Genomic DNA, 26,061 nt, shown 5'->3' with positions numbered 1-26,061 from the left:
TTTTTATTTGATAATACCTTGATCTTGTAGATAATCTTTTGCAACTGTATAAGCTGATTTACCATTTACATTGACTTCATAGTTCATTTTGCGCATTTCATCGTCTGTAATTTTACCAGCAAGTTTGTTTAATGGTTTTTTCAGTTCTGGGTATTTATCTAATGTTTTCGTCAGCATAAGTGGCGCACCTTGGTAAGGAGGGAAGAGTTGCTCGTCATCCTCTAGCACTTTTAATTTATACTGCGCAAGTTCACTGTCTGTCGAGTAAGCATCTAGCAAGTTGATATCCCCATTTTTAATCGCATTATAGCGCAGTTTCGGTTCCATCGTTTTTAGGTTAGAGAATGTCAGTCCGTATTTGTCTTGAATGCCTTTATAGCCATCTGCACGGTCCTTGAATTCAAGTGTGAATCCAGCTTTTACTTGATCTGATACCGGACCTAAATCGGATATTTTTTCCAGATTATTTTCTTTCGCAAATTCAGGTGATACGGCAAGTGCATAGGTATTATTGTATTTCATTGGTTCTAAGTAAGTCATCTTGAAATCTTTTGCCACACCATCACGTGCTTGCGTGTAAACTTGCTCTGGATCATGTGTTTTTGCGTTTTCCTTTAAGAAAGTTTCTAACACCGTCCCCGTAAATTCAGGATAAATATCAATATCACCTGATTTTAACGCATTAAATACGAAGCTAGTTTTACCCATATTCGGCTTCACGTTGACTTTTAAATCGGTTTCGTCTTCGATAACTAACTTGTACATATTAATCAAGATTTCTGGTTCTGCGCCTAATTTACCAGCAATCGTAATTTCTTTTTTATCGGACGCAAAATAAGGAACGACGATGATTGCGGCAGTGAGTAAAATACCCGCAGAAATAGTAATAATCGTGCTTTTAAAAGATGCTTTCTCAAGGAAACGTAATAGGAAATCAAACAAGATAGCGAGTAATGCTGCTGGAATAGCACCAAGCAAAATTAAACTATTATCGTTGCGGTCAATCCCAAGTAAAATCAAGTCCCCAAGTCCGCCGGCACCAATTAATGCAGCGAGTGTTGCAGTACCGATAATTAATACCATCGCGGTACGAATACCAGCCATTATTACGGGCATTGCAAGGGGTAATTGCACTTTGTATAATCGTTTCCATTTGTTCATTCCCATTGCGCGTGAAGCTTCGACAAGAGCCGGATCAACTTCTTTTATCCCAGTATATGTATTCCTTAAAATAGGCAAGAGGGCATAAATAACTAGTGCAATAATCGCTGGAACTATCCCAATACCAACAAGGGGAATTAATAACCCAAGTAAGGCAAGAGAAGGAATCGTTTGGAAAATGGCAGCTACTTGAATAATTGGTTCAGCAAGCCGCTTATGTCTTGTTAAGTAAATGCCTAGTGGTAAAGCAATTAATACGGCAATAAAAAGCGACACAAAGGAAATCTGAATATGCTGTACTAAAGCGGTGAATAGTTCATCTTTACGGACGGCAAATGTATCTAATAGTGTATTCATACAAGCTCACCCGTACTTTCCAGATGACGCGCTAAAAATTGCATCACATGCCTATTTGCAATCGTACCGATAAAGTTACCCATTTCATCTGTGACAGGAATAGATTGTTCTTCAGCAATGCGACGCACGAGATTTTCGACAGGTTCTTTGGAAGAAATCCCTAGCGTACCATCACTAGCTTGATAAGCATAGAACAAATCAGCCTCAATCAAATCATTTACAGTAAAACTTCCTTCTAAAATTGGTGTATTGAAAGCATGGCCGGATGCTAAGAAATCTTTTACAAAATCATTTTCTGGATTTTTGATAATTTCTTGTGGGGTTGCAACTTGAACGATTTCTCCACCTTGCATCACACAAATCCGGTCCCCAAGCGCTAATGCTTCTTGCATATCATGCGTAACAAACACAATTGTTTTCTTAATTTTCTTTTGAAGGGCGGAAATATCTTGCTGTAAACGTTGACGAGAGATAGGGTCAAGCGCACTAAAAGGCTCATCCATCAGAATAATTCCTGGATCTGCTGCAAGTGCACGAACGACGCCAACCCGTTGCTGTTCACCGCCAGAGAGCTCTGCTGGTTTACGATTACGGTAGCTTTCAGGATCGAGCCCAACACTATCTAATAATTCCGTAATTCGATCGTGAATTTTTTCTTTGCTCCATTTCTTTAATTCTGGAACAATCGCAATATTTTCTTCAATTGTCATATGAGGAAAGAGTGCAATTTGTTGTAATACATAGCCGATATCCCAGCGAAGTTCGTGAATATCGTAATCACTAATTCGCTTCTCATTAATATAAATGGTCCCAGTTGTAAGTGGAATCAAGCGATTAATCATTTTTAATGTTGTTGTTTTCCCGCAACCACTCGGTCCGATGAAAACAAAGAACTCGCCGTCTTTAATGTCTAAAGTCACGTTGTTTACAGCGGTCTTATCATCGCCATATTTTTTTGATACATTATCAAAACGAATCATTTTTTCATCCCTTTCCCTTTAATCGAATGTATGTTCTATATCATAACATTTTTGATTTTAATACTCAAGAACATATCATCCAATTACCCTAAAATATACTTAAATATTCCTATTTTGATAAAAAAACTCTGGAATTCTTTGTAAAAGCGCGGTTCCATGATAAAATAAAGAAAGTGATTTTTAAACTACAACCATGAAAGGTTTGAAATAAATAATGAATAACTTACAAGCACAGTTTCCACATATAACGATTAAATTAAATGAACCGTTATCTAACTATACGTATACGAAAACAGGGGGCATGGCTGACATTTTCGTTATGCCAAAGACAATAGAAGAAACCCAAGAAGTAGTGTCATACTGCCACCAAAATAAGATTCCGTTAACTATTCTTGGAAACGGATCTAACCTCATTATCAAAGACGGCGGAATTCGCGGCGTTATACTACATCTTGATTTACTACAAACAATTGAAAGAAACAATACGCAGATTATCGCAATGAGTGGCGCCAAACTTATTGATACAGCAAAATTCGCCCTTGACGAGAGCCTAAGTGGTCTCGAATTCGCTTGCGGTATTCCCGGATCTATTGGCGGTGCACTACATATGAATGCGGGGGCATATGGCGGTGAAATTAGCGATGTTTTAGAAGCAGCTACCGTATTGACCCAAACAGGTGAATTAAAGAAATTACAGCGTTCTGAGCTAAAAGCAGCGTATCGTTTTAGCACGATTGCTGAGAAAAATTACATTGTGTTAGATGCGACTTTTTCTTTAACGTTAGATGACAAAAATACAATCCAAGCAAAAATGGATGAATTAACCGCAGCACGCGAATCAAAACAACCATTAGAATATCCTTCTTGTGGTAGCGTGTTTAAACGTCCACCCGGTCATTTTGCCGGTAAGTTAATACAAGATAGTGGCTTACAAGGCCATATTATCGGTGGCGCGCAAGTTTCATTAAAACATGCAGGATTTATTGTTAATATCGGCGGCGCAACTGCTACTGATTATATGGATTTAATCGCCTATGTTCAAAAAACTGTACGCGAGAAATTCGATGTAGAATTAGAAACAGAAGTTAAAATCATTGGCGAAGATAAGTAGAGGAGGTCATCCATTTTTGAAAGAGCTTAGTTCATTTTTACAAAATCGCAGTGTACGACGAGTGGGAGTATTTATTTTAATTGCCTTCGTCTTGTACTTACTTAGAAGTCAAATGAATATTATTTTATTAACATTCATTTTTTCTTATCTTATTACACGTCTGGAAAACTTTATATTGCGGAGGATTTCGATTTACCGGCAAATTATTGTATTGATACTTTACGCCTTAATCGCCGCGGTTATCGTCTTTGTATTCGTTAAGTACATTCCTGTCTTAGCGGATCAAATAAATCAGCTGGTGAAATTTGGTAATACGTTCTTAAAAACAGATAGTAATAATGATTTCATTAATTACATTGTCAGCTTAGCGAATCAATTTGATATTATGAAATACACAGAACAAGGTGTTTCGATGATTTTGACATACTTAACGAATGTCGGAACGGTCTTGATGAATGTATTTATCGCGCTGATGTTAAGCCTATTTTTCTCATTAGGCAAAGAACACTTAGTTTCCTTCACCAATCAGTTTTCTACAAGTAAAATTGGTTTTATCTATGAAGAAGTTAAGTTTTTCGGCTCAAAATTTGTTGCGACTTTCGGTAAAGTAATCGAAGCTCAATTTATTATTGCGCTTGTCAATGCGGTTTTAACAACGATTGCGCTTTGGATTTTAGGATTCCCACAATTGATGACTTTATCGATTATGGTGTTCTTGCTTGGTTTAATTCCGGTGGCTGGGGTGATTATTTCTCTTATCCCGCTAACAATCATCGGTTATTCTGTCGGCGGCGTAGAATATATTTTCTACATCTTAATTGTCGTAATCATTATCCATGCGCTAGAATCATATGTTCTTAATCCAAAACTTATGTCGGCAAAAACCAATTTACCAGTTTTTTATACTTTCATTATTCTTATTTTCGGAGAGCATTTCTTTGGGATTTGGGGATTAATCGTTGGTATTCCAGTCGTTATGTTCTTCTTAGATGTACTAGGCGTTACAAATCAAGAGGAAATTGAACAGCCAAAAGATACAATCAGTCATACGTAATTCACACGGGGGTTCTTCCAGATTTGCTGGAAAATCCCTGTTTTTTTGAAAGGGGAGAAAATAATGGAAAAACATCTTTTTGTGATTTCATTAGATGCACTTGGGGCGCTCGATTTACAAGACACAGCTGATTTACCAGTTTTACGCGAGTTAATTGAAACAGGGACCCATATTCAGGAAGTAGAAACGATTTATCCATCATTAACTTATCCAGCGCATACGAGTATTATCACCGGCCATTATCCCGCAACGCATGGTATCGTTAATAATACAAAAATCCAGCCAGAAAAAGATTCTCCTGATTGGTATTGGTATAAAAAAGCGATTCAAGTACCAACGCTTTATGATTTAGCAAAAGAAAAAGGAATGACAACTGCAGCATTTTTATGGCCCGTTGCCGCAAAAAGTGGGATTGATTATAATATTGCCGAAATTTTCCCAAATCGCTTTTGGTTAACGCAAATGATGGTATCACTGCATGCGAGTTCGCCGTTATTTTTAATCGATATGGACCGGAAATTTGGCCATTTACGCAAAGGGATAAATCAGCCAGATCTTGATATATTTTTGACAGCCAGTGTAGTTGATACGATTAAAACGAAAAAACCAACCTTACTATTAACACATTTGGTTGATATGGATAGTATGCGGCATCAACACGGAGTCCATTCACCAGAAGCAAAAGCAGCGTTAAAAAGGCATGATAACCGCTTAGCTGATATTATCAAAGCGACAAAAGACGCCGGAATCTACGAAGATACTGTTTTCGCTATTCTCGGGGATCATTATCAGATCGATGTGACCCACGCCATCCGCTTAAATGTCCTTTTTGCTGAAAAAGGGTGGGCAACCGTTGTGGAAGATAAGATTACCGAATGGGAAGTATACGCCAAAAGCTGTGATGGCTCATGTTATATCTATACAAAAAATGATCTACATACGCAAGAAATCCAGCATTTGCTTCAAAACATGACCGAAATAGAAGAAGTTTTAACAACGGAGGAAATTACTCGTCGTGGCGCAGATAACAAGGCTGCTTTTATGGTGGAAGGGAAGTCTGGATACTACTTTATGGACGATTTATATGGTCCGTTATACGAAGAAGTGACCGAGGAACTACTTGGCAAACCCGGCTATTATAAGGCTGTCCACGGTTACTCACCTAATAAACCAGATTACAAGACGACGATTATTTTCAACGGACCAGGTATTAAAAAGAGAGAAAAAATTACAAGCGCGCATTTAGTTGATGAAGCTCCTACATTTGCCAAGATTTTAGGGTTACAATTTCCTAGTACTGCTGGCACAGTGATAGAAGCGCTATTCGAATAGAAAAGGGGAGAAACACACTTGGCATATACAAAAGAGGAGAAAAGTTGGATTTTTCAAGATTGGGCGAATTCGGCCTATTCCATCATGATTACAACCGCGATTTTACCGATTTATTTTAAAGGGGTAGCGGCCAATGCAGGGATTGCAGATACTACTTCGACCGCTTATTGGGGCTATGCAAACTCGATTGGAACTTTACTTATTTCACTACTAGCACCAATACTCGGAACGATTGCTGATTATCAATTTTTCAAGAAACGATTTTTCGGCATTTTCACGGCCATCGGAATTGCTTTTACTTTTTTATTAATTTTCATACCAACCGATGCCTGGCTGTTATTACTTGGTTTTTACGTGATATCGTTAATTGGCTTTTCTGGCGCAAATATATTTTATGATGCGTTTTTAATTGATGTAACAACGAATGATCGGATGGATAAAGTGTCCTCGGCTGGTTACGCGTATGGTTATTTAGGAAGTTGTATTCCTTTTATTATTTTCATCATTTTTCAAGCGACAGGTATCTTGCCGATTAGTGATGTAGCACTTGTCAATATTGGTTTTGTTATGACGGCGCTTTGGTGGCTGTTTTTCACGATTCCAATGTGGAAAAATGTGCATCAAATCCATTATATTCCAGCGGTGAAAAATCCCGTAAAAACAAGTTTCAAACGATTATTTCATACCGTTAGTCATATTAGCGAACATAAAAATATTGTCATTTTTCTAATTGCTTATTTTTTCTACATAGATGGTGTGGATACGATTTTCCGCATGGCGACATCTTACGGGATTGATCTTGGTATTTCGCAGACGACGTTAATTTTGATTCTCTTAATGACGCAACTGGTCGCATTCCCATTTACGTTGCTGTACGGCTATTTAGCGAAACGTTTCAGCGCAAAACCACTTATTTTCACTGCAATATTTGTTTATATTATCATTTGTATTTATGCCGTATTTATGAAATCCGCGCTCGATTTTTGGATTTTAGCAATGCTGGTCGGAACGTCCCAAGGCGGCATTCAAGCATTAAGTAGATCTTTCTTCGGAAAAATTATTCCTAAAAAACGTTCCAATGAATTTTATGGTTTTTATAACATTTTCGGAAAATTTTCAGCAATTATCGGGCCGGCACTTATGGGCGTAATCACACAAATCACTGGGAAAACGCAATATGGGGTCGCAAGTTTAATCGTACTTTTCCTCGTTGGCGGCATTCTATTTTTATTCGTAAAAGAGAAAAACTTAGAAAATCTTTAAATCCTTTTAAGAAAGTCCTTATTTTCAAGTGTTATCCTTGAGTTACCATTTGAAAAGGAGGACACCAGGATGAAAAGATACTTTATAATTCTTGTTTTACCGCTTATTTCGATATTTGCTGCTGTAACGATGTATTTTTCCTGGTTCCAGGGATGGCTTTATTTTTATTTAAAGCACGTAATGGCCACAGTTAGTCATATGGGCTACATTACGGTCGGCATCACGGCGATTTTACTCTATTTTGTCGCTGTACAATTAGTAAACTGGAAAATAAATAAAGCATTGCTCGTTTTTTGTTACATTATTTATTTCAGTATTCTACTTTGTTTATTATTCGGAAAAGCTTCCGATACACAAGGTTTTTCAAGTGATACCTTTGGATTTGTTGATACATTTTTATCTGGTAATTTACGGGTCATTATTGTGGGAAATGTATTAGCTTTTGTACCAATTGGCTTTTTATTAAAGAAATTGGGATTTTTCACGGCACTAGTATCCGCCGGAATGTTGATTTTCGCGGTAGAAGGGGCGCAGTACATCATGCACGTGGGATTCTTTGATACCGGAGACGTCTTCCTCAATGTTTGCGGAATTATGCTTGGGTACATCGTGATTCGTTTTTTGTCCCCAAGAAAATTTAAACAACTCAAAGTAAAACCGACTAGCTGATTTAGCCTAGTCGGTTTTTTTGATTATTTTTTGATATATTGACGTTTATGGTCTTGAATTCCAGTTAACACAATCGCTGCTGGATCGCTAGCTGGGTCCACTTCAAAAGTAGAACCATCTTTTGGCAATTGTTGTTTAAATCTTGTTTCATAATCCGGAATAGCTAATTTCGTGCGGTTCGCTAACAGTTCCGCATGCTCGTCTTTACGGATATATTTTTTATAATCAGGTTGCAGTACTCCATGGAAGAACTCGCCAACAGCCCCAGACCCGTAACTAAAGAAGCCAATTTTATCCTCTGCTTGTAAATCTGCTTGATTATCTAACAAGGAAATAAAGCTTAAATAAAGGGAACCAGTGTAAATATTACCGACATTGCGGCTATAAAGCGTACTTAGACGATAATTTTCCAACAATCTTTCTTGAACCTCAGTTGGAGCTGTTTCAATTATAGTATCTAACGCTTTTTTACCCATTTTCGTATATGGTAAATGGAAACAAATAGCTGCGAAATCCTCTAAATTCTTGCCAAATTTTGCTGAATACTTTTCCCAGATAGTTTGGAAGAAGTGGATGTACTGTTCTGTCGAATATTTACCTTCTACACAAGCATATTCGGAGTAAACCGGACGCCAAAAGTCCATAATATCTTCTGTATAGAAAACATTATCATCCTCAAGTGTGATACAGCGTGGATTAGCCGCAATTAGCATCGCTACCGCTCCAGCTCCTTGTGTTGCTTCGCCGCCAGTTGCAAGACCGTAACGAGCAATATCCGAGCCAATAACAAGTACTTTACTATCAGGATGTTTCGCTACATAATCTTTCGCTAAATTAATCCCAGCAGTTGCCCCGTAACAAGCTTCTTTTATTTCAATAGCACGAGAGAAAGGCTGAATACCTAGTAAACGGTGAATATAAACTGCTCCAGCTTTTGACTCATCAATGCCCGATTCAGTAGCTAAAATAACTAAATCAATTTTTTTCAAATCTTCATCATCTAAAATTTGTAAAGCAGCGTTTGCACCCATTGTTACAGAATCTTGTGTAATAGGGGCAAAAGCCATTTTATCTTGGCCAATACCAATAGTAAATTTATTAGGGTCAATATTTCTAGCTTCAGCAAGTTCTGTCATATCAACATAAAATGCAGGAGTATAAAAACCTATTTTATCAATTCCAATTTTCATATGTACTCTCAAGTCCTTTATATTTTATTTGTAAGTACTCTAATTTTAGTAGAAAAATGCATAAAATACAATACATTGGGCTTAATCTAGTGAGTTTTTAGCAAGTTTCATGATATAATACGGTTAGATTACATTTAAAGGAGATTGCTATGAACGAAGTAGTTATAATAGATGCAGTTAGAACACCAATTGGAAAATTCGGTGGCAGTTTGAAAGACATCAGTGCAGTAGACCTTGGCGCTACCGCTCTAAAAGGCGTTTTAGAAAGAGCCAACATTGCTCCAGACCGCGTAGATCAAGTTATTTTCGGTAATGTGTTACAAGCCGGCCTTGGCCAAAACGTAGCTAGACAAGTCGCTATTAAAGCAGGCATTCCTTATAAAGTACCCGGCGTCACTATCAATGAAGTTTGTGGATCCGGTTTAAAATCAATTATGCTTGGCAGACAAGCAATTCAACTAGGAGAGGCCGATATCGTAGCAGTAGGGGGGACCGAAAACATGTCCCAAGCCCCATTGTTACTTAGCCCTGAACTAGTTGGTGAAGAATTCAATCCAAAAAATTTAAGAAATAGCATGTTAATTGACGGACTAACTGATGTTTACGGCGAATATCACATGGGCATCACAGCAGAAAATGTTGCTGAAAAATTCTCCGTATCTCGAGAAGAACAAGATAAATTTGCTCACAACTCACAAATGAAAGCCGCAAGTGCGCAAGAAAAAAATCTTTTTAGCGAAGAAATTATCCCCGTCGAACTTCCAGATGGCTCACTTTTCGAAGCCGACGAAACAATCCGCGCTAATTCTACTTTAGAAAAACTAGCTACATTAAAAAGCGTATTTAAAGAAGACGGAACTGTCACAGCGGGTAATGCTTCTGGTATAAACGACGGAGCATCCGCAATTATTTTAATGTCGAAGGAAAAAGCAATCGCTGAAAACATTCCTTATATCGCGACAATTAAAGTAACATCTGAAATCGGCGTTGATCCAGCAATCATGGGCTATGCGCCGTACTACGCAGTTAATGAAGCTTTAACTAAAGGCGGATACACAATTGATGAAATTGATTTATTCCATTTAAATGAAGCTTTTGCATCACAATCCGTTGCAGTAGCTCGTGATTTGAAAATTCCGGAAGAGAAACTTAATATTTACGGAGGCGCAATTGCACTAGGTCATCCAATCGGAGCATCTGGAGCACGCATTATTGCCTCCTTGTTGAATGAGTTAAAACAAGAAAACAAGCATCTTGGAGTGGCTTCCTTATGTATTGGTGGCGGCATTGGAATTGCCATTATCGTTGAAAGAGCCTGATAACACACTACATTTTAATAACAATAACAAGCTAAAATCAATTACTAGATGATTTTAGCTTGTTTGCTTTCAATTATCGGCGTTAGTTTGTTAATCGGCGGAGTTTATATCTTTAATACAAGAAGAAAAAGAGCGAAATAAGTTTCTTTTGGTCTTAATCATAATGGTGATTAAGGCTTTTGTGATTGAATAGAACAAACAACGTAATAAAAGTAGACCTGTACCTGCTATAATTAGTCTGAGTTATTGTTAATATTTTCACATGTTTGAAGAAACGGGAAATACAACTAAAGTCAATACATAAAGGACTGATACTTATTGAGCCGAATTGACATCGGAGAAATACAAACCTTCGCGTACCAACTACATACAGCCAATGAAGCAGGAAGAAAAAACATTCAAGACATCAAAACTGCTGTGAAAAACTATATCGAAGATGGCAGTTTAAAAGGAAAAGCAGTTGATGCATCGAAAAATTATTATCAAATGACCTATTTCCCATTATGTGATGCGATAATCGAAGCTATGAACGAAAGCGAAGAACGATTAGCGCAATACATAGCCGATTTTCACACCCAAGTAGATGATTCGGCTGATGCTAAAATTGATGCGGACGGCTTATACGAACTCGGAAAAATGATTGATCGCATCGAAGCTAAAAAAGAAGCACTAGTCCAGCAAATGAATACTGGAACGGAAGATGCAGAGTTATCGTTCACAGCTAAGTATCGCCTACAAACAAGAAAATATTTTAGAAAAATACTTGGCTTTTGAACAGAGTCATAGCGATTTTTTTGATAATTTAACAGATTTAATCCAAGGGATTCAGCAAACCATTCGCGAACTCCAGTCGAACATTCAATTTAACAGTAAAACGGGCACCTATGACATGAGCAAACTAAATTTCACCACCTTAACCCGGATGCAAAACGCCTTAGGAAAAGCGCTAAAAGATAACGAAAAAACATTCAATTTTGACGAATATCAAAAAACGTACCGTTGTCAAATGTGGGTGTTAATGAAAAATGGTATAGTAGATGTAGAAGCAACGAACGCGTATAATGCCGCCGTGCTTGGTGGAGAAATGCCGCATGAAAGCAATGAAGCGCAAGAAGAAGCCGAGTTGTTGCAGGCAGTTATTCAATCGGTGAAAGAAGGGGTAGACCCTGTTACTGGGCAAGAGATAAGTAAGGCGCAAGGGTTTAGTATCATAAGTGGTCTTATTTTCCGCTATACTGCTGGTGGGTATAAAGGGGAAAAATTTAAGATTCCTAAAGGTTTACTAAAGAGAAGAAAAAAAGTTATCAAGGCTGATGTTCCTAAAGTTGAAATCCCGGAACAAAGTTTGAAGCATTCTGATGTTGGAGATTTTACTATCAATCCATCTACTGGAAAAGTGTCTAAAATGAAAGGTGGAGGACACGGACAATCTAATATTGATTTTCTGAAGAAAAATGGATTTGAAGTAAATATTGAAAAAACTTATCCTAATGGCGTTAGAACTGGCAATGTCCCACACCATAAAACACCATCTAAACGGGCTGGCACAGGGCAATCATGGTTTCCAGAATCTTGGACAAAAAAAGATATTGAACGAGCAGGACAACATATTGCTAGCCAATCAAACTTTGCAGATGCAAAAAATGGTGAAGTTATCTTTGGAGATTATAATGGTGTACGAGTTGGCGTAATAAAAACGGATGGGCAAATTGGAACTATTTTTCCAGATAGTACAAAACAACCTTAAATAATTATTTAAAAGGGAGGACAATTATGAATATATCTAATAAAATTAAAGAGAATTTAGAACAGCGAAGAAGTATACATGAAGAAGATGACTTTGGACTTGAAAAGAATTGGACAGAACTAACCACTATTTTATCTACGAGCGAAGATGAAACTATCAATTATTTAAATAATTGTTCTAAGGAAGATGTATTATTAATTAGTTCGGTTTTTGATGATGTTTCCGAAAAAATACAAAGCAGAAAATTTATTTCTTGTTTAAGAGAACTAGATAAAAAATTTCCCGATTTGAAATTAACATTTTTTATTGATGATGCTGAAAGTTACATTGAAAATTAAATAAAATCGAGTTGTTAGTCAACTAACAAAAGTTAACTGCAATTATTGAATAAACTTTATTTGATGTTTATTTCTTAGTTCCTTCGTTAAGCGTTATTTATAACAATATTTAGATTTAGAAATGGATATTTCATATGCAAAAAAACCATTGCGAAATTAATTACATTTAATATGTAGCATGTAATTAAGATTAAATAACCAATGATATAATTCGAGAGAGGGCAACATTTCTCACTTGATTTATATCTTCCTTTTCTAGTTGACATAATATATATTATAGGAAGTAAACATTATCACAAACAACCAATAAACACCTAATCCATCATAAATCCATTATTCCTAAGCATTCATCGACTATTATCAACAATAATTCTTCAACTTCCTATAACTATCTATTACAAACAGCTCTTTATCATACGCATTTCCCAATAATTCCTTCGTTTGTTTCCCAGAACGCTTATTATACCTTAAAGCGTACATTAAAAACGATAAACTTAATTTTTCCTCGCAGCCTTCAGTTATATCTGGTCGTGCGGTCATCATATATTTAAATCTTCTCTTAACGATATTTGCAACACATACTAGCAAAGGAATTTTTATCCAAATAACTAAATCTGAATGTTCAAGTCTTTTCTCCAAATTGAAAAAATAATCGCCGTCTATGATATATGGCTGTTCAGAGCACATAATTTCATTCACTTTATTTTCAAATTCAATTTTTGTCACAGCATTCCAATTTTCCTGCCAAAAAAGCTTATCTAAGTGACAAACTTCAAAATTATAGCGTTTTCCAAGTTTTGCAGCAAAAGTGGATTTTCCGGCGCCGTTAGGACCAATAATCAATACTTTTTGCTTGTTTGTTAACACTGTTTGCAATTCATTATGTCTATCCATTTAAGTGCTCCTTATCTAACTATGTATGATTAATCTAACGCATTTAAAGTTCGCTATCAACAGAAGCATCCGCTACATACTCTAAAATATCGCCAGGTTGGCAGTTCAAGACTTTGCATATTTCATTTAGCGTCGAAAACCGAATGGCGCTTACTTTGCCAGTTTTTATTTTGGATAGGTTCACATTTGCTACACCGACTTCTTGGGATAGCTGGTTTAAAGAGATTTTGCGGTCGGCCATTATCCGGTCCAGCCTTAATACAATTGCCATCATTTTTCGCTCCAATCATAAAGTTTCATCAGATTCTTTTTGCAAAGATGCACCATAACGAAATATTTCTGTTAAGCAATAAAAAATCAGCGCAAAGAAAAATGACATGTTCAGCCCCAAAGTAATGCTATAGCCTGGTATAAGCACTGTATGCAAAATAGAATAGACTATTTGTGGTACTAGTGAATAAACAAGCAATAACCATGCAATTCTTTGTAATCTATTCACTTCAATATCATAAAAGGCGTAAATTCTGCTGCTAAATCTTTAAAAATCATACTTGTAATCCATAGTAACCATGCGATTAAAATACTAGAAAAAACAGCTGTACCTACTAAAATCCATTCCTCAGTTTGAACATATTGCTGATTATCCACGCCAGCGAAAAATTCTGTTTGAAAATGAAAGATCGAATCTGATTCCAACTTATTCATCATAACATTTTTGCTACTAAAAAACTTCATTAAAACAACGATTATAGCCATTATTACGGAACTTACCGATAAAATTTTAAGAGCAATATGTAGAAAATAACTCATTTTTTGTAATCGCTTTAGTTTCATATAATCTCTCCCTTTTTTCTAAATTATACATAGTCCAAAGAGAGAATGTCAATACATATTTAACGATAAACGTTAAATAATTAATCCTTAACATAAAAAAAGACTGAACATCATATGCTCAGCCTTTCCAATTTTATTCACTTTCAATTGAAGTAGATTGTTGTAATGTGAAGTGTGCTGGTTTTAGTTTAATAAATAGTAGCCCCATGCCAGCTAAGCAAATCACACTAGCGACGATAAACGGCATTTTCATACCTAGTGCTTCGCTGAGTAATCCTGAGCAAAGCGGTGCGAATGCTGCCCCCAACCAACGAACAAAGTTATACGCCCCACTCGTTACGCTTCTTGCATACGGTGAATGCTCCATGACAGTTGTTGTAAATAAGGCATTATTAATACCTAAAACCAAGCCTGAAATCACAATCAAACCAATATCCACTGCAGTATTATCAATAAATCCAAGTAAAGCTAAGATAATAGCACAGACAAGTAACGAACCTTTTAAAATTTGCTTACTATTAAAGCGAAATTCCAATGCGTGCGAAACTTTTGCTGATCCAAGCGCTAAGCATAACCCCCAAGCGAAAAACACAAAGCCAATTTGAATGGCCGATAAACCAAGCACAAGTGGCGAATAAGCCAAAATTGTAAAGAAGCAATAATAATAAAACATTCCGCTAAATGCAATTTGTAAAAATGGACGATATTTAAATAGATGTAACATCTGTTTAATCGCAACTTCATTTTTTTCGGTTGGTGCTTGGACGACTTTTTTAGGTTCTTTCACTTTGAATAAAATAAGTAAAAATGCGATAAAAATCAAGCAAGCTGTGGCAAAAAATGGATAACGCCATGAAATATTACCTAAAATCCCACCTAGTAACGGCCCGAATGCCATTCCAAGGCCCATCGAAGCTTCATAAATCCCAATGGCATGTCCCGGCGTCTCCGATAAGGCGATTAACATTGTCATTGCCGTAGCCATAAACATCGAGTTCCCAAAGCCCCATCCAGCCCGAAAAATAGATAACGCGCCAATTGTGTCTGATAAGCCACATAATAAAGCAAAAATAGTAACAATAAATAGGCCGATAACGATTAATTTTTTATCACCTAGTTTCCCTGCAACGATCCCAATTGGAATCATCATAATCGCCATAGTAAAAATATATGCCGTAAATAACATTTCTACTTGCGAATGAGATGCTCCGATACTTTCTGCAATCGATGGCAAAAGTGGATCGACTACCCCTATTCCCATAAACGCAAGCAAACTAGCTGCTGCTGTTATCCATTTCCCCGTGTTCATTTCCTTGTCTGTCATCATAATCCAACTACACTTCCCTTTCCAAATAAAACTCAACTATTATACTACGCTTGATAAATACCAATGTCAATATTTACATATATAATTTATTACATATGTAAGTATTTTACTTATTGATGTTTATCGCTTACAATAAGGTTAAATAGAAATTTAGAGGTGTATTGTATGATACCAAATGTTTTAGAATATACGTTACTGCAAATGATTGCTCGGGAAGCTTCTAGCGGTTATGAACTAGCAAATCGGCTTAGAATTATGCAAAATACGCATCATAGCCAAATCTATCCTTCGCTATCTAAGTTAGAAAAAGCAGGTTTTTTAGTTGTACATAAGCATTCCCAAGATAAAAAACCGGATAAAAAAGTCTATACGATTACACAAACCGGCTTAGACTCCTTACTTGAATGGTCAGAAACGCCGCTTAAAATTCCGGTGACAAGAGATGAATTCACCACGAAAGTACAGCTAGATTGGCTAAATAATACTAGAACTAAAGGGCTTATCCAAGAAAGAGAAAACTATTTAAAAGAACAATTAGGCTTAATTGAAGAAACACTTGACCATTTTGCTCATTTATTTGATTTAAAAACCAAACAAGACAAACTGAAAAATATGTCTTATCAAGTCTATGCAAGAAAACTAGATTTAATTCAAACAGAACTAAAATGGTGCGAAGAAATGTATAAAATACTATAAAAAAACCGGCGAACATAATATTCGCCGGTTTTTACTATTTATAACTACTAGTTTCCAAAATTTGATTAGCCATTGCTACCACTTCTTCTTCTGGTGCTTCGATACCTTCTAAAGGATAACGAATGCCCATTTCTTTCCATTTGTAAACGCCCATTGTATGGTATGGAAGCACGTCCACTTGTTTTACATTTGGAAGGGTTTGAATGAATTCATGGAGTTTGGTTAAATCTTCTGGATCGTCTGTTTTTGTTGGAATTAGCACGTGTCTAATCCAAATCGGTTGCTCTTTATCACGTAAATAATGAGCAAAATCAATAATTGGCGCATTGGATTTCGTAGTTAGTTTTAAATGTTTTTCTGGGTTAATTTGTTTAATATCCAGTAAAATTAAATCTGTAACTTCCATCAAACGGTCCAATTTCTCGATAAATTCAGGATCACGTGTGAAACAACCACCACAGGAATCGATTGTTGTATGCACTCCTGCTGCTTTACAAAGCGTGAAAAACTCAATTAGGAAATCTACTTGAAGTAATGGTTCACCGCCACTAACTGTAACGCCGCCGCCAGAAGCATCCCAAAACTCTTTATATTTAATTGCTTCGTCAAATACATCTTGAGCAGAACGTTCTGTGCCAGTACCAATTTTCCAAGTATCGGGATTATGACAAAATTGGCAACGAAGTAAACACCCCTGCATAAAAACAATAAAGCGGATACCTGGACCGTCTACTGTTCCCATTGTTTCTACTGAATGAACTCTTCCTAAAACCTCTGTCATAATTCTCCTCTTCCTTTCCTAAATAACAAGGATTGCTACTGGTGAGCAATCCTTGTCAAAGCGTTCTCGCCTGATATTACATAGATTCGTGCATTGTACGGTGAATAACATCTAATTGTTGTTCACGTGTTAATTTAATGAAGTTAACTGCATATCCGGAAACGCGGATAGTTAATTGTGGATATTCTTCTGGGTGATCCATCGCATCTAGTAACGTATCGCGATTGAATACGTTGATGTTTAAGTGATGTCCCATTTTTGTGGAATAACCATCAAGCATTGCAACTAAGTTATTGATTTGAGATTCATCTTCGCGACCTAAAGCTTTTGGTACGATAGAGAATGTGTTAGAAATACCATCTTGACCATATTCGTAAGGAAGTTTAGCAACTGAAGATAGAGAAGCTAAAGCACCTTTTGTATCACGGCCATGCATTGGGTTCGCACCAGGTGCAAATGGTTCGCCTGCACGACGTCCGTCTGGTGTATTACCAGTTTTCTTACCATAAACCACGTTAGATGTGATTGTAAGAACAGAAGTTGTGTGAACTGCATCACGGTAAGTTTTATGTTTTCTTACTTTAGTCATGAATGTTTTTAGAAGCTCAACTGCGATTTCATCTACACGGTCATCATTGTTTCCGTATTTAGGATAGTCGCCTTCGATTTCATAATCAACTACGATGCCGTCTTCGTCACGAATTGGGCGAACAGTTGCGTATTTAATAGCAGATAAGGAGTCAGCTGCAACAGAAAGTCCAGCGATACCAGTTGCCATTGTACGTAATACTTCTGTATCGTGTAAAGCCATTTCGATACGTTCGTAAGCGTATTTATCATGCATATAGTGAATTACATTTAGTGTATTTAGGTAAAGTTCAGCAATCCATTCCATCATTGCATCATATTTTTCCATTACTTCTTTGTAATCTAATACGTCGCCTTCTACTGGACGGTAAGCTGGTCCAACTTGAGCTTTAGATTTTTCGTCGACACCACCATTGATTGCATAAAGAAGTGTTTTAGCAAGGTTGGCACGAGCACCAAAGAATTGCATTTGTTTACCAACGCGCATTGCGGATACACAACATGCGATCGCATAGTCGTCTCCCCATTTAGGGCGCATAACATCATCATTTTCGTATTGAATAGCAGAGGTTTTGATAGACATTTTAGCACAGAATTTCTTGAATCCTGATGGTAAATGAGTGGACCAAAGTACAGTTAAGTTTGGTTCTGGAGCTGGTCCTAAGTTGTCTAATGTGTGTAAGAAACGGAATGAGTTTTTCGTTACAAGTGGAACGCCTTCTTCTGTGATACCACCGATGGATTCAGTAACCCAAGTTGGATCTCCAGAGAATAATTCATTGTAATCTGGTGTACGAGCAAATTTTACAAGACGTAATTTCATGATGAAGTGGTCAACGATTTCTTGAGCTTCTTCTTCTGTAATTAGGCCATTGCGTAGGTCACGTTCTACATAAATATCAAGGAATGTAGATGTACGTCCTAAACTCATTGCCGCACCATTTTGTTCTTTAATTGCTGCTAAGTAACCAAGGTATAACCATTGGAAAGCTTCTTGTGCAGTTTTAGCTGGGCGAGCAAGGTCGAAACCATGTTTTTCACCTAGTACTTTTAATTCGCCAAGAGCACGAATTTGTTCGTTTAGTTCTTCACGTTGACGGATAACGTCATCGCTCATTGTGCGTAAACCTGTATTGTTTAAATCTTGTTTCTTTTGTTTGATTAAGAAGTCTACACCGTAAAGTGCTACACGACGGTAGTCACCGATAATACGTCCACGGCCATAAGCATCTGGAAGACCAGTGATTACGCCTGATTTACGAGCTGCGCGCATTTCAGCTGTGTAAGCATCAAATACACCTTGGTTATGTGTTTTACGGTATTCAGAGAAAATATGGCTAATTTCTTCGTCTACTTTAAAACCATAAGATTCAGCTGCAACTTCTGCCATACGGATTCCGCCGAATGGTTGTAAAGCGCGTTTGAAAGGTACGTCAGTTTGAACACCAACTACTTTTTCCAAATCTTTATTTAAGTAACCTGGGTCATGTGAAGTGATGGTTGAAACGATTTTGGTATCCATATCCAGTACGCCACCGTTTTCACGTTCTTTTTTAGTTAAGTCCATTACTTGATCCCAAAGTTTTGTAGTTGCTTCGGTAGGGCCAACTAAGAAAGTGTCGTCACCGTCATATAAGCGATAGTTTTTTAAGATAAAGTCACGTACATCTACTTCTTGTTGCCAGTTACCACCTGCGAATTCATACCATTGTTCAGTCATCATATAACCTCCATTTATTGTTCATTCTCGAGCGTGCTTGTTTGAGCAAACTGATTTATAAATAATCTACACTGTTATCATAACATATTCTCCGGAAAATGCTACAGTTTTGTGCAATATTTTTCAAACTTTTTTATGACTTTTTTGTGTCTTTTAAATTTAAAAAGCTTATCATCCCCTTCGCACAGCCATTTCCTTAGTTTATTATGATTCTAATTTTGTTTTTATTTTAATTCTTTATTTTTGCTGTACCACTTCAAACACCCCTATCTGTTATGATACAGTTTTAAAGTTGCTGTTTTCTATAGAACAGTTAGAAAACGCTTAAACCGTTGTCTACCAATGTTTCGAGAGGAAATATAGCGTTTTCATTGTTTTTCATAAAAACAGCTAAGTCGTTATTACTACACGACTTAGCTGTTTATTTACCATAAATGTTTATTGGATGTTGTAACTGCGACGGCCCCGCTTGCTATTACTTGATTGACTTGTTCACTAGTTTCAATTAATCCGCCTGCAATAACAGGGATATGAAGCTTTTGAGTCATCTTTTGTACTTGCTCAGGAATAATACCTGGTAAAAGTTCAATACAATCAGGTTGTACTTTTTGTATCAATGCTACTCCCTTGTTGTAGGCGCTTGAATCAATCATGAAAAGACGTTGTATGGCTAGCATTTTGTGTTGTTTAGCTTTCATAATGGCATTTCCTCTAGTCGAGATAATACCATCCGGACAAATTTCCGTGCATAAAAAGTCAATTGCGTAATCATCATTTTTCAGTCCATTGACTAAATCGGCATGCAATAAAACTTTTTTCCCGCCGGCTTGTGCGTATTTGACTAATGATTTTAGTTGAGCTACATGCGTTTCCAGCATCACCATATATGTCAGGTCAAGCTCTAAAATTTTTTCCATATCTTTTTGATTATGTGCAGCTGGGATGATTGATTGACCGGAAAATGGTAACTCCAAGTTATTTCCTCCTCTTTTACATCACACGTTTAAACATTTTTTCTAGTTCGTATGTCGAGTATTGAATAATCACTGGACGACCATGAGGACAAGTGAACGGATCGCTTGCTTCTCTCAGTGTATCGAGTAATGCTTCCATGTCCTGCGTTGTTAAATAGTGATTTGCTTTAATTGATTTTTTACAACTCATCATAATAGCGGTGTCTTCTCTTAGTTTATGAATACTTATGCTTGGTGCGGATAATGCTTCATCGATAATTTCACGGAGCATCTCTTCTTCTTGGTCTTTCGGGAACCAGGTTGGATGCGCACGAATGATAAAACTATTTTGCCCGAAGTTCTCTAAGAAAACGCCGACCTCTTCTAATTTCGCTTTTTGTTCTTCTAAACGAACATACTCATCTGCTGGGAATTCAAGCACAATTGGTACAAGTAATTCTTGCAGTTCGCGACTAACTTCCCCAATTTTTTCACGGTAAAATTCGTATTTAATCCGTTCCTGAGCCGCATGTTGATCAATGATATATAAACCATTTTCATTTTGCGCAAAAATATAAGTTGCGTGCATTTGACCAATTGGATACATTTTCGGAATACGTTCTTTCGGGTGCTCTTCCTGCTCAGCTTGAAGTTCCGGTTCATATGATGGCATTGTTTCCAAAATAAAATCATCTTCCCGCGGAGCATCTTCATCAGAAGGAACATATTCAGGGATAGTCGGTTTTGAAAAAAGAGTTGGTATTTCTTTTGCGGGTTTATTTTCTTCAAAAGACATTTGAATTTGTTCTGATTTTTGGACTTCTTTTTGTTTTTTAGAAATCTCTCCGTCTGGAATTATTTGCAATTTGTGGAAAGCCTCTTTAATCATTTGGCTAATTAGTTGTCCTAGTTCTTTTTCTTTGCTTAAACGGACTTCTAATTTAGCAGGATGAACGTTGACGTCTACAATAATTGGGTCCATTTCGATTTGGAGAACGATAATCGGGAAACGGCCAATTGGTAAGAGCGTGTGATATCCTTCTTGAATAGCTTTTACTAATGCGAAATTTTTAATAAAACGACCGTTAATGATGGTCGAAATATAATTACGGTTGGAGCGATTCACTTCTGGTAATACGGCATATCCAGAAATTTTAAAATCGAGTGACTCTGTTTTAACTGGTATTGATTTTTTCGCAATCGAAACACCGTAAATTGCTGCAATCACTTGGCGTAAATCCCCGTTCCCATTGGTTTGTAATAAAGGTTTTCCGTTGTGCGAAAAGCGGAAACTGATATCCGGATGCGCCAAAGCTAAGCGATTCAGAATATCGGTAATGTTACCAAGTTCGGTTGGTAAACTTTTTAAATATTTTAGGCGTGCTGGCGTATTAAAGAATAACTGGGATACTTCGATTTGCGTCCCTTTTCTGGCATGACCGCTTTTTTGTTCAATGATTTTTCCGCCTTCTAAGGAAATAGTTGTTCCTTTTGTTTCACCAGTAGAAGTTTCCATCGTCAAATGGGACACAGAGGCAATACTTGGAAGTGCCTCGCCGCGGAACCCTAGTGTATGCACACGGAATAAATCTGCTTCGTTTTTAATTTTACTTGTGGCATGGCGTAAAAAAGCTGTTGCGACATCTTCTTCTTCAATGCCACTACCATTATCAATAATGGTAATTTTATTTAATCCCGCTTCTTCCACTAAAATATCGATGACGGTGCTCCCTGCATCAATTGCATTTTCTACTAATTCTTTAACGACTGAAGCAGGGCGTTCTACTACTTCTCCGGCAGCTATTTTATTGGATAGAGCATCGGTTAATTCGACAATATGTTTAGCCATTTAAAACCCGCCTTTCTTTTTAATGGATTTTACTTTGAAGTTCGTATAATTTATTCATCGCGTCCATTGGTGTCATCTGCATAATGTTCATGGAGGCGATTTCTTTTAGTAGTTTTGTTTCCTTAGAAGATGCTTTCTTTTCTGGCTCCACTGGGAACATCGAAAGTTGCACTTCTTCGTGAACTTCTTCTGGCTGCTTAACACTAGCGATAATGATTTTCTTATCATCATTTTCAAGTTGCTCTAAAATACGGCTCGCTCGTTCGATAAGTGATTTTGGTAATTCTGCTAGCTCAGCGACATGAATACCATAACTTTTGTCTGCTGGTCCTTCTTTAATTTTATGAAGGAAAACTACTTTGCCATTTTCTTCTACGGCGCTAACGTGAATATTTTGCAATCCACGTAGTTCTTTCTCCAAATCAGTTAATTCATGATAATGGGTGGAGAAAAGTGTTTTAGCATGGACATTTTCATGGATATATTCAATGATTGCTTGAGCAAGTGCCATTCCGTCGTAAGTAGCTGTTCCACGACCAATTTCATCAAATAAAATTAAACTATCTTTCGTCGCGTGCACGATGGCGTTTCTAGCTTCTAACATTTCTACCATAAATGTACTTTGGCCGGCAATTAAATCATCTGCTGCGCCAATTCTCGTGAAAATTTGGTCAAAAATTGGTAATGTCGCTTCTTCAGCGGGAACAAAACAACCGACTTGCGCACAAATTGCTGTTAAGGCTACTTGGCGCATGTACGTACTTTTACCTGACATATTGGGTCCAGTTATAAGTAAAATTTCCCGATTTTCATCTAAATCGCAGTCATTTGCTACATAGCTCTGGGCACCCATTACTTTTTCTACAACGGGATGACGACCTTGTTTTACGTGCAAAGATCCGTCTTCGCTTAAAGTCGGACGAATGAAATGGTTTTTCTCGCTAATATCCGCAAAACTTTGCAGACAATCGATTTCACTTACAGACTTCGCTAATTTTTGCAGACGTTCTATGTAGTCTTTTACCATTTCTCGTACTTCAGAAAATAATTGGTACTCTAATTCCATGCTTTTTTCTTCTGCATCTAAAATGAGTTTTTCTTTTTCTTTTAGTTCGGGCGTGATATAACGCTCGGCATTCGTTAGTGTCTGCTTGCGCTCGTAGCGGCCTTCTGGGAGCAAATGCGTGTTAGCTCGGGTAACTTCAATATAGTAACCGAATACCCGATTAAAGCCTACCTTCATCGTTTTAATGCCCGTTAGTTCGCGTTCTTTACGTTCTAATTCTGCAATCCACGTTTTCCCATTGCGGCTTGCATCGCGGTACGTATCTAGTTGGCTGTTATAGCCGTCTTTAATAATCCCGCCTTCGCGAATGGAAATCGGCGCAGAATCCATGATTGCTTCTTCTAATTTTTCGGTTAGTTCTTCACATGGGTCTAATTGTTTAGCAAGTTCTGTTAGGCTCTCGCTACTCATTGATAACAGTGTCGCCCGAATACGAGGAATCTGATATAACGAATTACGCAATTGAATTAAGTCTCGCGCATTCACATTTCCGTATGCAACGCGACCAGCAAGGCGTTCTAAATCGTATACATTTTTCAAGTTTTCTACTAGCTCTAAGCGTTCGAAAAAGTGTGCCATTAATTCGCTAACATCATTTTGTCGCTCGATGATTTTTTTTCGGTCTATTAACGGACGGTCAATCCATTGTTTGAGCATTCTTCCGCCCATCGCAGTTTGGGTATTGTCTAGAAGCCAAAGTAGCGTACCTTGACGACCTTTACCACGAATCGACTCTGCTAATTCTAAATTACGCTTGGAATAGTAGTCCATTTTCATGTAATTGCTCGTTTCGTAATGTACAGCTTGTTGTAAATGTCCTAAATCCCGCTTTTGCGTTTCTTTTAAATAATGCAGTAACTTACCAATGGCACGTTTTTCGGATAATGACATATGGCGGGTTACTAATTTTTCGTTTTCGGCTGGAATCGTATCTTCTTCGTGCACAGAAAAAGTTAAACCTAGTTGCTCCTTCATGACATCCGAAAGCACTTCTTTTTCCGAGGAGGAAACAATCAACTCTTTTGTGGAAAGTGTCGTTAGCTCATTAATTAAGCGATCTTCGCTAGCTTCAATAACGGTTGATTTTAATTCACCTGTCGATAAGTCGGAGTAAGCAAAGCCGTACTCTTTGCCTTCATAGCAATAAAGGGAAGCGATATAGTTATTTTCTTTTGCTTTTAAGCCACGTTCATCCATAACGGTTCCTGGTGAAATCAACTGCACTACTTCACGCTTAACCATGCCTTTCGTTGTTTTAGGATCCTCGACTTGCTCACATATCGCAACTTTATAGCCTTTTTCGATTAATGTATCAATATAACCGCTCGCTGAATGGTACGGAACTCCGCACATTGGGATTTTCTCTTTTGTCCCACCTTCACGACCAGTTAATGTAATTTCTAAAATTTGAGAAGCGTTCAGTGCATCCTCAAAAAACATTTCATAAAAATCTCCTAAACGGAAAAATAAGAAAGCATCTTGATATTTGTCTTTGATTTCCAAGTATTGCTTAATCATTGGTGTATATTCTGTCATTATCTCATCATCCCTTACTTCTTTTTCATCCTTTTATTATAGCATAAAGTTTCATTTCGCCGCGACCACAAAAGAAAAAAACTGCCAGTGTTTTGGCAGTTTTAAATGGTTAATTTTCTTTTTCAAGCTCTGTTGTTACTTTTGTTGTAATCTCTGTTGTAATAGATTGCAAAAGATCGTTAGCGTCTTCTTGGGCACGTCTGAATTCTGTCACAATCGGAAGGGAATCTATATCTTCGCGAACATTATCGATTTGACTTTCGGTTTGTTTCATTGCTTCTAGTTTTTGATAATGCTCTAGGTTTACCGCTTCTTTTTGAAGTAACTTTATTTTAGAAACTTTCGCTGACACTTTGGAATTAGCGTTTATTCTTTCCTCGGCTACCCGGTAAAAAGAAACTTCTTCCGTTTGTTGAAGTGCATCACGAAGTTCGGTTGCTTTTTTCATGATTTCTTCTTTTGAAACTGTCACAATTTCATCTCCATTCTTAATCAAAGGAAAATGGGTGGTCTTCGTTGATGAGAATTCGGTCAATTTTTTGCGCTTTTCCTGTATTTTCGTCTAGTGTAATTAAACAACCAGACAGGACTGCTCGGCCCGTTTTAGGAACTTCGAATCTCGTCGGCAAGGCAGTTTTAAAACGGCGAATAACGGCTTCTTTTTCCATTCCAAGGATAGCATCGTACGGGCCAGTCATGCCAGTATCCGTCAGATAAGCTGTACCTTCTGGAAGAATACGGTTATCAGATGTCTGCACATGAGTATGCGTACCAACGACAGCCGTTACTCGTCCATCTAAATACCAACCCATAGCTTCTTTTTCACTTGTTGTTTCCGCGTGAAAGTCTACAAAGATAATATTAGTCCGTTTTTTCGCTTCCTCTATCAAGTCGTCCATTTTACGGAATGGATCGTCTAAATCTGCTAGGAAAGTCCGGCCTTGCATGTTGATAACAGCAATCTCGTGTTGGTTACTTTTCACAAAAACCATACCCGTTCCTGGTGTTGTATCGTCCGGAAAGTTTGCTGGGCGCACTAAATATTTAGCATCATCGATAAATTCAAAAATATCACGATTATCCCATGTATGGTTCCCAAGTGTCACTGCATTCGCACCAAGTTCTAGAAAATCTTTATAAATTTTCTCTGTAATTCCACGACCACTTGCTGCGTTTTCACCGTTAATCACTGTGATAGTAGGTTTATATTTTTTCTTTAATTGTGGTAAATATTCTGTAATAGCGTCGCGACCGATAGAGCCTACAACGTCTCCAATAAATAGTATTTTCATTTTG

General features: G+C 37.3%; 22 protein-coding genes and 2 pseudogenes. 10 read left to right on the top strand and 14 right to left on the bottom strand.

Annotated elements, in window-relative coordinates; translation table 11 throughout:
* Positions 1–3: 3 nt before the first annotated feature.
* Both HCX62_RS05720 and HCX62_RS05715 read right to left on the bottom strand, forming a co-directional pair.
* Positions 4–1,518, bottom strand: a complete 1,515-nt coding sequence (locus HCX62_RS05720) for an ABC transporter permease/substrate-binding protein (RefSeq protein WP_185637585.1) — start codon at positions 1,516–1,518, stop codon at positions 4–6.
* Complete coding sequence (locus HCX62_RS05715; RefSeq protein ID WP_185637583.1) at positions 1,515–2,498, bottom strand: ABC transporter ATP-binding protein; 984 nt, start codon at positions 2,496–2,498, stop codon at positions 1,515–1,517. The genes HCX62_RS05720 and HCX62_RS05715 overlap by 4 nt, the downstream gene beginning before the upstream one ends.
* A 214-nt stretch (positions 2,499–2,712) precedes the next feature.
* Between HCX62_RS05715 and murB the strand changes: the two genes are divergently transcribed.
* The 5 genes from murB (at position 2,713) to HCX62_RS05690 (ending at position 7,927) form a co-directional block, all read left to right on the top strand.
* Complete coding sequence (gene murB / locus HCX62_RS05710; protein ID WP_185637581.1) at positions 2,713–3,609, top strand: UDP-N-acetylmuramate dehydrogenase; 897 nt, start codon at positions 2,713–2,715, stop codon at positions 3,607–3,609.
* A 16-nt stretch (positions 3,610–3,625) separates the two neighbouring features.
* Positions 3,626–4,663: an AI-2E family transporter gene (locus HCX62_RS05705; protein ID WP_185637579.1), complete on the top strand. Its 1,038-nt coding sequence runs from the start codon at positions 3,626–3,628 to the stop codon at positions 4,661–4,663.
* A 63-nt stretch (positions 4,664–4,726) separates the two neighbouring features.
* Positions 4,727–5,995, top strand: coding sequence for an alkaline phosphatase family protein (locus HCX62_RS05700; protein WP_185637577.1), 1,269 nt, complete (start codon positions 4,727–4,729; stop codon positions 5,993–5,995).
* An 18-nt stretch (positions 5,996–6,013) separates the two neighbouring features.
* Positions 6,014–7,258, top strand: coding sequence for an MFS transporter (locus HCX62_RS05695; protein ID WP_185637575.1), 1,245 nt, complete (start codon positions 6,014–6,016; stop codon positions 7,256–7,258).
* 69 nt (positions 7,259–7,327) lie between these two features.
* Positions 7,328–7,927, top strand: coding sequence for a VanZ family protein (locus tag HCX62_RS05690; RefSeq protein ID WP_185637573.1), 600 nt, complete (start codon positions 7,328–7,330; stop codon positions 7,925–7,927).
* Positions 7,928–7,950: 23 nt separating this feature from the next.
* Here HCX62_RS05690 and HCX62_RS05685 read toward each other — a convergent pair whose 3' ends face one another.
* Positions 7,951–9,117, bottom strand: a complete 1,167-nt coding sequence (locus HCX62_RS05685) for a hydroxymethylglutaryl-CoA synthase (protein ID WP_185637572.1) — start codon at positions 9,115–9,117, stop codon at positions 7,951–7,953.
* Between the two features lie 149 nt (positions 9,118–9,266).
* On the opposite strand from HCX62_RS05685, the gene HCX62_RS05680 reads away from it, so the two are divergent.
* The 4 genes and pseudogenes from HCX62_RS05680 to HCX62_RS05670 all read left to right on the top strand — a co-directional run bounded on the left by HCX62_RS05680 (position 9,267) and on the right by HCX62_RS05670 (position 12,521).
* The gene (locus HCX62_RS05680; protein ID WP_185637569.1) at positions 9,267–10,436 is read left to right on the top strand and encodes a thiolase family protein; all 1,170 of its coding nucleotides are present in this window, start codon (positions 9,267–9,269) and stop codon (positions 10,434–10,436) included.
* A gap of 318 nt (positions 10,437–10,754) precedes the next feature.
* Positions 10,755–11,382, top strand: a pseudogene (locus tag HCX62_RS14105) (T7SS effector LXG polymorphic toxin); the annotation flags it as partial.
* Positions 11,359–12,183, top strand: coding sequence for an EndoU domain-containing protein (locus HCX62_RS14100; protein ID WP_376740666.1), 825 nt, complete (start codon positions 11,359–11,361; stop codon positions 12,181–12,183). The pseudogene HCX62_RS14105 and the gene HCX62_RS14100, both read left to right, overlap by 24 nt.
* Before the next feature lie 26 nt (positions 12,184–12,209).
* Positions 12,210–12,521: a hypothetical protein gene (locus tag HCX62_RS05670; protein ID WP_185637568.1), complete on the top strand. Its 312-nt coding sequence runs from the start codon at positions 12,210–12,212 to the stop codon at positions 12,519–12,521.
* A gap of 360 nt (positions 12,522–12,881) precedes the next feature.
* Here HCX62_RS05670 and HCX62_RS05665 read toward each other — a convergent pair whose 3' ends face one another.
* From HCX62_RS05665 to mdrL, 4 genes and pseudogenes are all read right to left on the bottom strand, one after another.
* The gene (locus HCX62_RS05665; RefSeq protein WP_185637567.1) at positions 12,882–13,415 is read right to left on the bottom strand and encodes a P-loop NTPase family protein; all 534 of its coding nucleotides are present in this window, start codon (positions 13,413–13,415) and stop codon (positions 12,882–12,884) included.
* Between the two features lie 43 nt (positions 13,416–13,458).
* The gene (locus HCX62_RS05660) at positions 13,459–13,686 is read right to left on the bottom strand and encodes a helix-turn-helix domain-containing protein (RefSeq protein WP_185638038.1); all 228 of its coding nucleotides are present in this window, start codon (positions 13,684–13,686) and stop codon (positions 13,459–13,461) included.
* 15 nt (positions 13,687–13,701) lie between these two features.
* Positions 13,702–14,249: pseudogene (locus HCX62_RS05655) on the bottom strand (DUF2975 domain-containing protein).
* A 133-nt stretch (positions 14,250–14,382) separates the two neighbouring features.
* The gene (gene mdrL / locus HCX62_RS05650) at positions 14,383–15,576 is read right to left on the bottom strand and encodes a multidrug efflux MFS transporter MdrL (protein ID WP_185637565.1); all 1,194 of its coding nucleotides are present in this window, start codon (positions 15,574–15,576) and stop codon (positions 14,383–14,385) included.
* 165 nt (positions 15,577–15,741) lie between these two features.
* Between mdrL and HCX62_RS05645 the strand changes: the two genes are divergently transcribed.
* Entirely contained in the window at positions 15,742–16,272 is a 531-nt protein-coding gene (locus HCX62_RS05645) for a PadR family transcriptional regulator (RefSeq protein ID WP_185637563.1), read from the top strand.
* Between the two features lie 34 nt (positions 16,273–16,306).
* Here the strand turns inward: HCX62_RS05645 and pflA are convergent, their stop codons facing one another.
* From pflA to HCX62_RS05610, 7 genes are all read right to left on the bottom strand, one after another.
* Entirely contained in the window at positions 16,307–17,053 is a 747-nt protein-coding gene (pflA, locus tag HCX62_RS05640; RefSeq protein WP_185637561.1) for a pyruvate formate-lyase-activating protein, read from the bottom strand.
* Between the two features lie 76 nt (positions 17,054–17,129).
* A complete protein-coding gene (gene pflB / locus HCX62_RS05635) occupies positions 17,130–19,361 on the bottom strand; it encodes a formate C-acetyltransferase (protein WP_185637559.1) in 2,232 nt (743 codons plus the stop codon).
* A gap of 425 nt (positions 19,362–19,786) precedes the next feature.
* Positions 19,787–20,335: a glycerol-3-phosphate responsive antiterminator gene (locus HCX62_RS05630; RefSeq protein ID WP_185637557.1), complete on the bottom strand. Its 549-nt coding sequence runs from the start codon at positions 20,333–20,335 to the stop codon at positions 19,787–19,789.
* Positions 20,336–20,351: 16 nt separating this feature from the next.
* Positions 20,352–22,163 carry a DNA mismatch repair endonuclease MutL gene (gene mutL, locus HCX62_RS05625; RefSeq protein WP_185637555.1) on the bottom strand — a complete coding sequence of 604 codons (1,812 nt, stop codon included), beginning with the start codon at positions 22,161–22,163 and terminating at the stop codon, positions 20,352–20,354.
* Positions 22,164–22,182: 19 nt separating this feature from the next.
* Complete coding sequence (mutS, locus tag HCX62_RS05620; protein ID WP_185637553.1) at positions 22,183–24,765, bottom strand: DNA mismatch repair protein MutS; 2,583 nt, start codon at positions 24,763–24,765, stop codon at positions 22,183–22,185.
* A 109-nt stretch (positions 24,766–24,874) separates the two neighbouring features.
* Entirely contained in the window at positions 24,875–25,237 is a 363-nt protein-coding gene (locus tag HCX62_RS05615; RefSeq protein ID WP_185637551.1) for a YlbF/YmcA family competence regulator, read from the bottom strand.
* A gap of 16 nt (positions 25,238–25,253) precedes the next feature.
* Positions 25,254–26,057: a TIGR00282 family metallophosphoesterase gene (locus tag HCX62_RS05610; protein WP_185637549.1), complete on the bottom strand. Its 804-nt coding sequence runs from the start codon at positions 26,055–26,057 to the stop codon at positions 25,254–25,256.
* Positions 26,058–26,061 lie beyond the last annotated feature (4 nt).

The organism is Listeria swaminathanii (assembly GCF_014229645.1).
Lineage (GTDB): Bacteria > Bacillota > Bacilli > Lactobacillales > Listeriaceae > Listeria > Listeria swaminathanii.
The sequence above is the reverse complement of the archived record's forward strand: the minus strand, read 5'-3'. Positions and strand labels throughout refer to the sequence as shown.

Excerpts from the sequence above, each read along its gene's own strand:
- HCX62_RS05720 (WP_185637585.1), bottom strand. The coding sequence starts at position 1,518 with ATGAATACACTATTAGATACATTTGCCGTCCGTAAAGATGAACTATTC.
- HCX62_RS05715 (WP_185637583.1), bottom strand. The coding sequence starts at position 2,498 with ATGATTCGTTTTGATAATGTATCAAAAAAATATGGCGATGATAAGACC.
- murB (WP_185637581.1), top strand. The coding sequence starts at position 2,713 with ATGAATAACTTACAAGCACAGTTTCCACATATAACGATTAAATTAAAT.
- HCX62_RS05700 (WP_185637577.1), top strand. The coding sequence starts at position 4,727 with ATGGAAAAACATCTTTTTGTGATTTCATTAGATGCACTTGGGGCGCTC.
- HCX62_RS05690 (WP_185637573.1), top strand. The coding sequence starts at position 7,328 with ATGAAAAGATACTTTATAATTCTTGTTTTACCGCTTATTTCGATATTT.
- HCX62_RS05685 (WP_185637572.1), bottom strand. The coding sequence starts at position 9,117 with ATGAAAATTGGAATTGATAAAATAGGTTTTTATACTCCTGCATTTTAT.
- HCX62_RS05680 (WP_185637569.1), top strand. The coding sequence starts at position 9,267 with ATGAACGAAGTAGTTATAATAGATGCAGTTAGAACACCAATTGGAAAA.
- HCX62_RS14100 (WP_376740666.1), top strand. The coding sequence starts at position 11,359 with ATGCAAAACGCCTTAGGAAAAGCGCTAAAAGATAACGAAAAAACATTC.
- HCX62_RS05670 (WP_185637568.1), top strand. The coding sequence starts at position 12,210 with ATGAATATATCTAATAAAATTAAAGAGAATTTAGAACAGCGAAGAAGT.
- HCX62_RS05665 (WP_185637567.1), bottom strand. The coding sequence starts at position 13,415 with ATGGATAGACATAATGAATTGCAAACAGTGTTAACAAACAAGCAAAAA.
- HCX62_RS05660 (WP_185638038.1), bottom strand. The coding sequence starts at position 13,686 with ATGGCAATTGTATTAAGGCTGGACCGGATAATGGCCGACCGCAAAATC.
- mdrL (WP_185637565.1), bottom strand. The coding sequence starts at position 15,576 with ATGATGACAGACAAGGAAATGAACACGGGGAAATGGATAACAGCAGCA.
- HCX62_RS05645 (WP_185637563.1), top strand. The coding sequence starts at position 15,742 with ATGATACCAAATGTTTTAGAATATACGTTACTGCAAATGATTGCTCGG.
- pflA (WP_185637561.1), bottom strand. The coding sequence starts at position 17,053 with ATGACAGAGGTTTTAGGAAGAGTTCATTCAGTAGAAACAATGGGAACA.
- pflB (WP_185637559.1), bottom strand. The coding sequence starts at position 19,361 with ATGACTGAACAATGGTATGAATTCGCAGGTGGTAACTGGCAACAAGAA.
- mutL (WP_185637555.1), bottom strand. The coding sequence starts at position 22,163 with ATGGCTAAACATATTGTCGAATTAACCGATGCTCTATCCAATAAAATA.
- mutS (WP_185637553.1), bottom strand. The coding sequence starts at position 24,765 with ATGACAGAATATACACCAATGATTAAGCAATACTTGGAAATCAAAGAC.
- HCX62_RS05610 (WP_185637549.1), bottom strand. The coding sequence starts at position 26,057 with ATGAAAATACTATTTATTGGAGACGTTGTAGGCTCTATCGGTCGCGAC.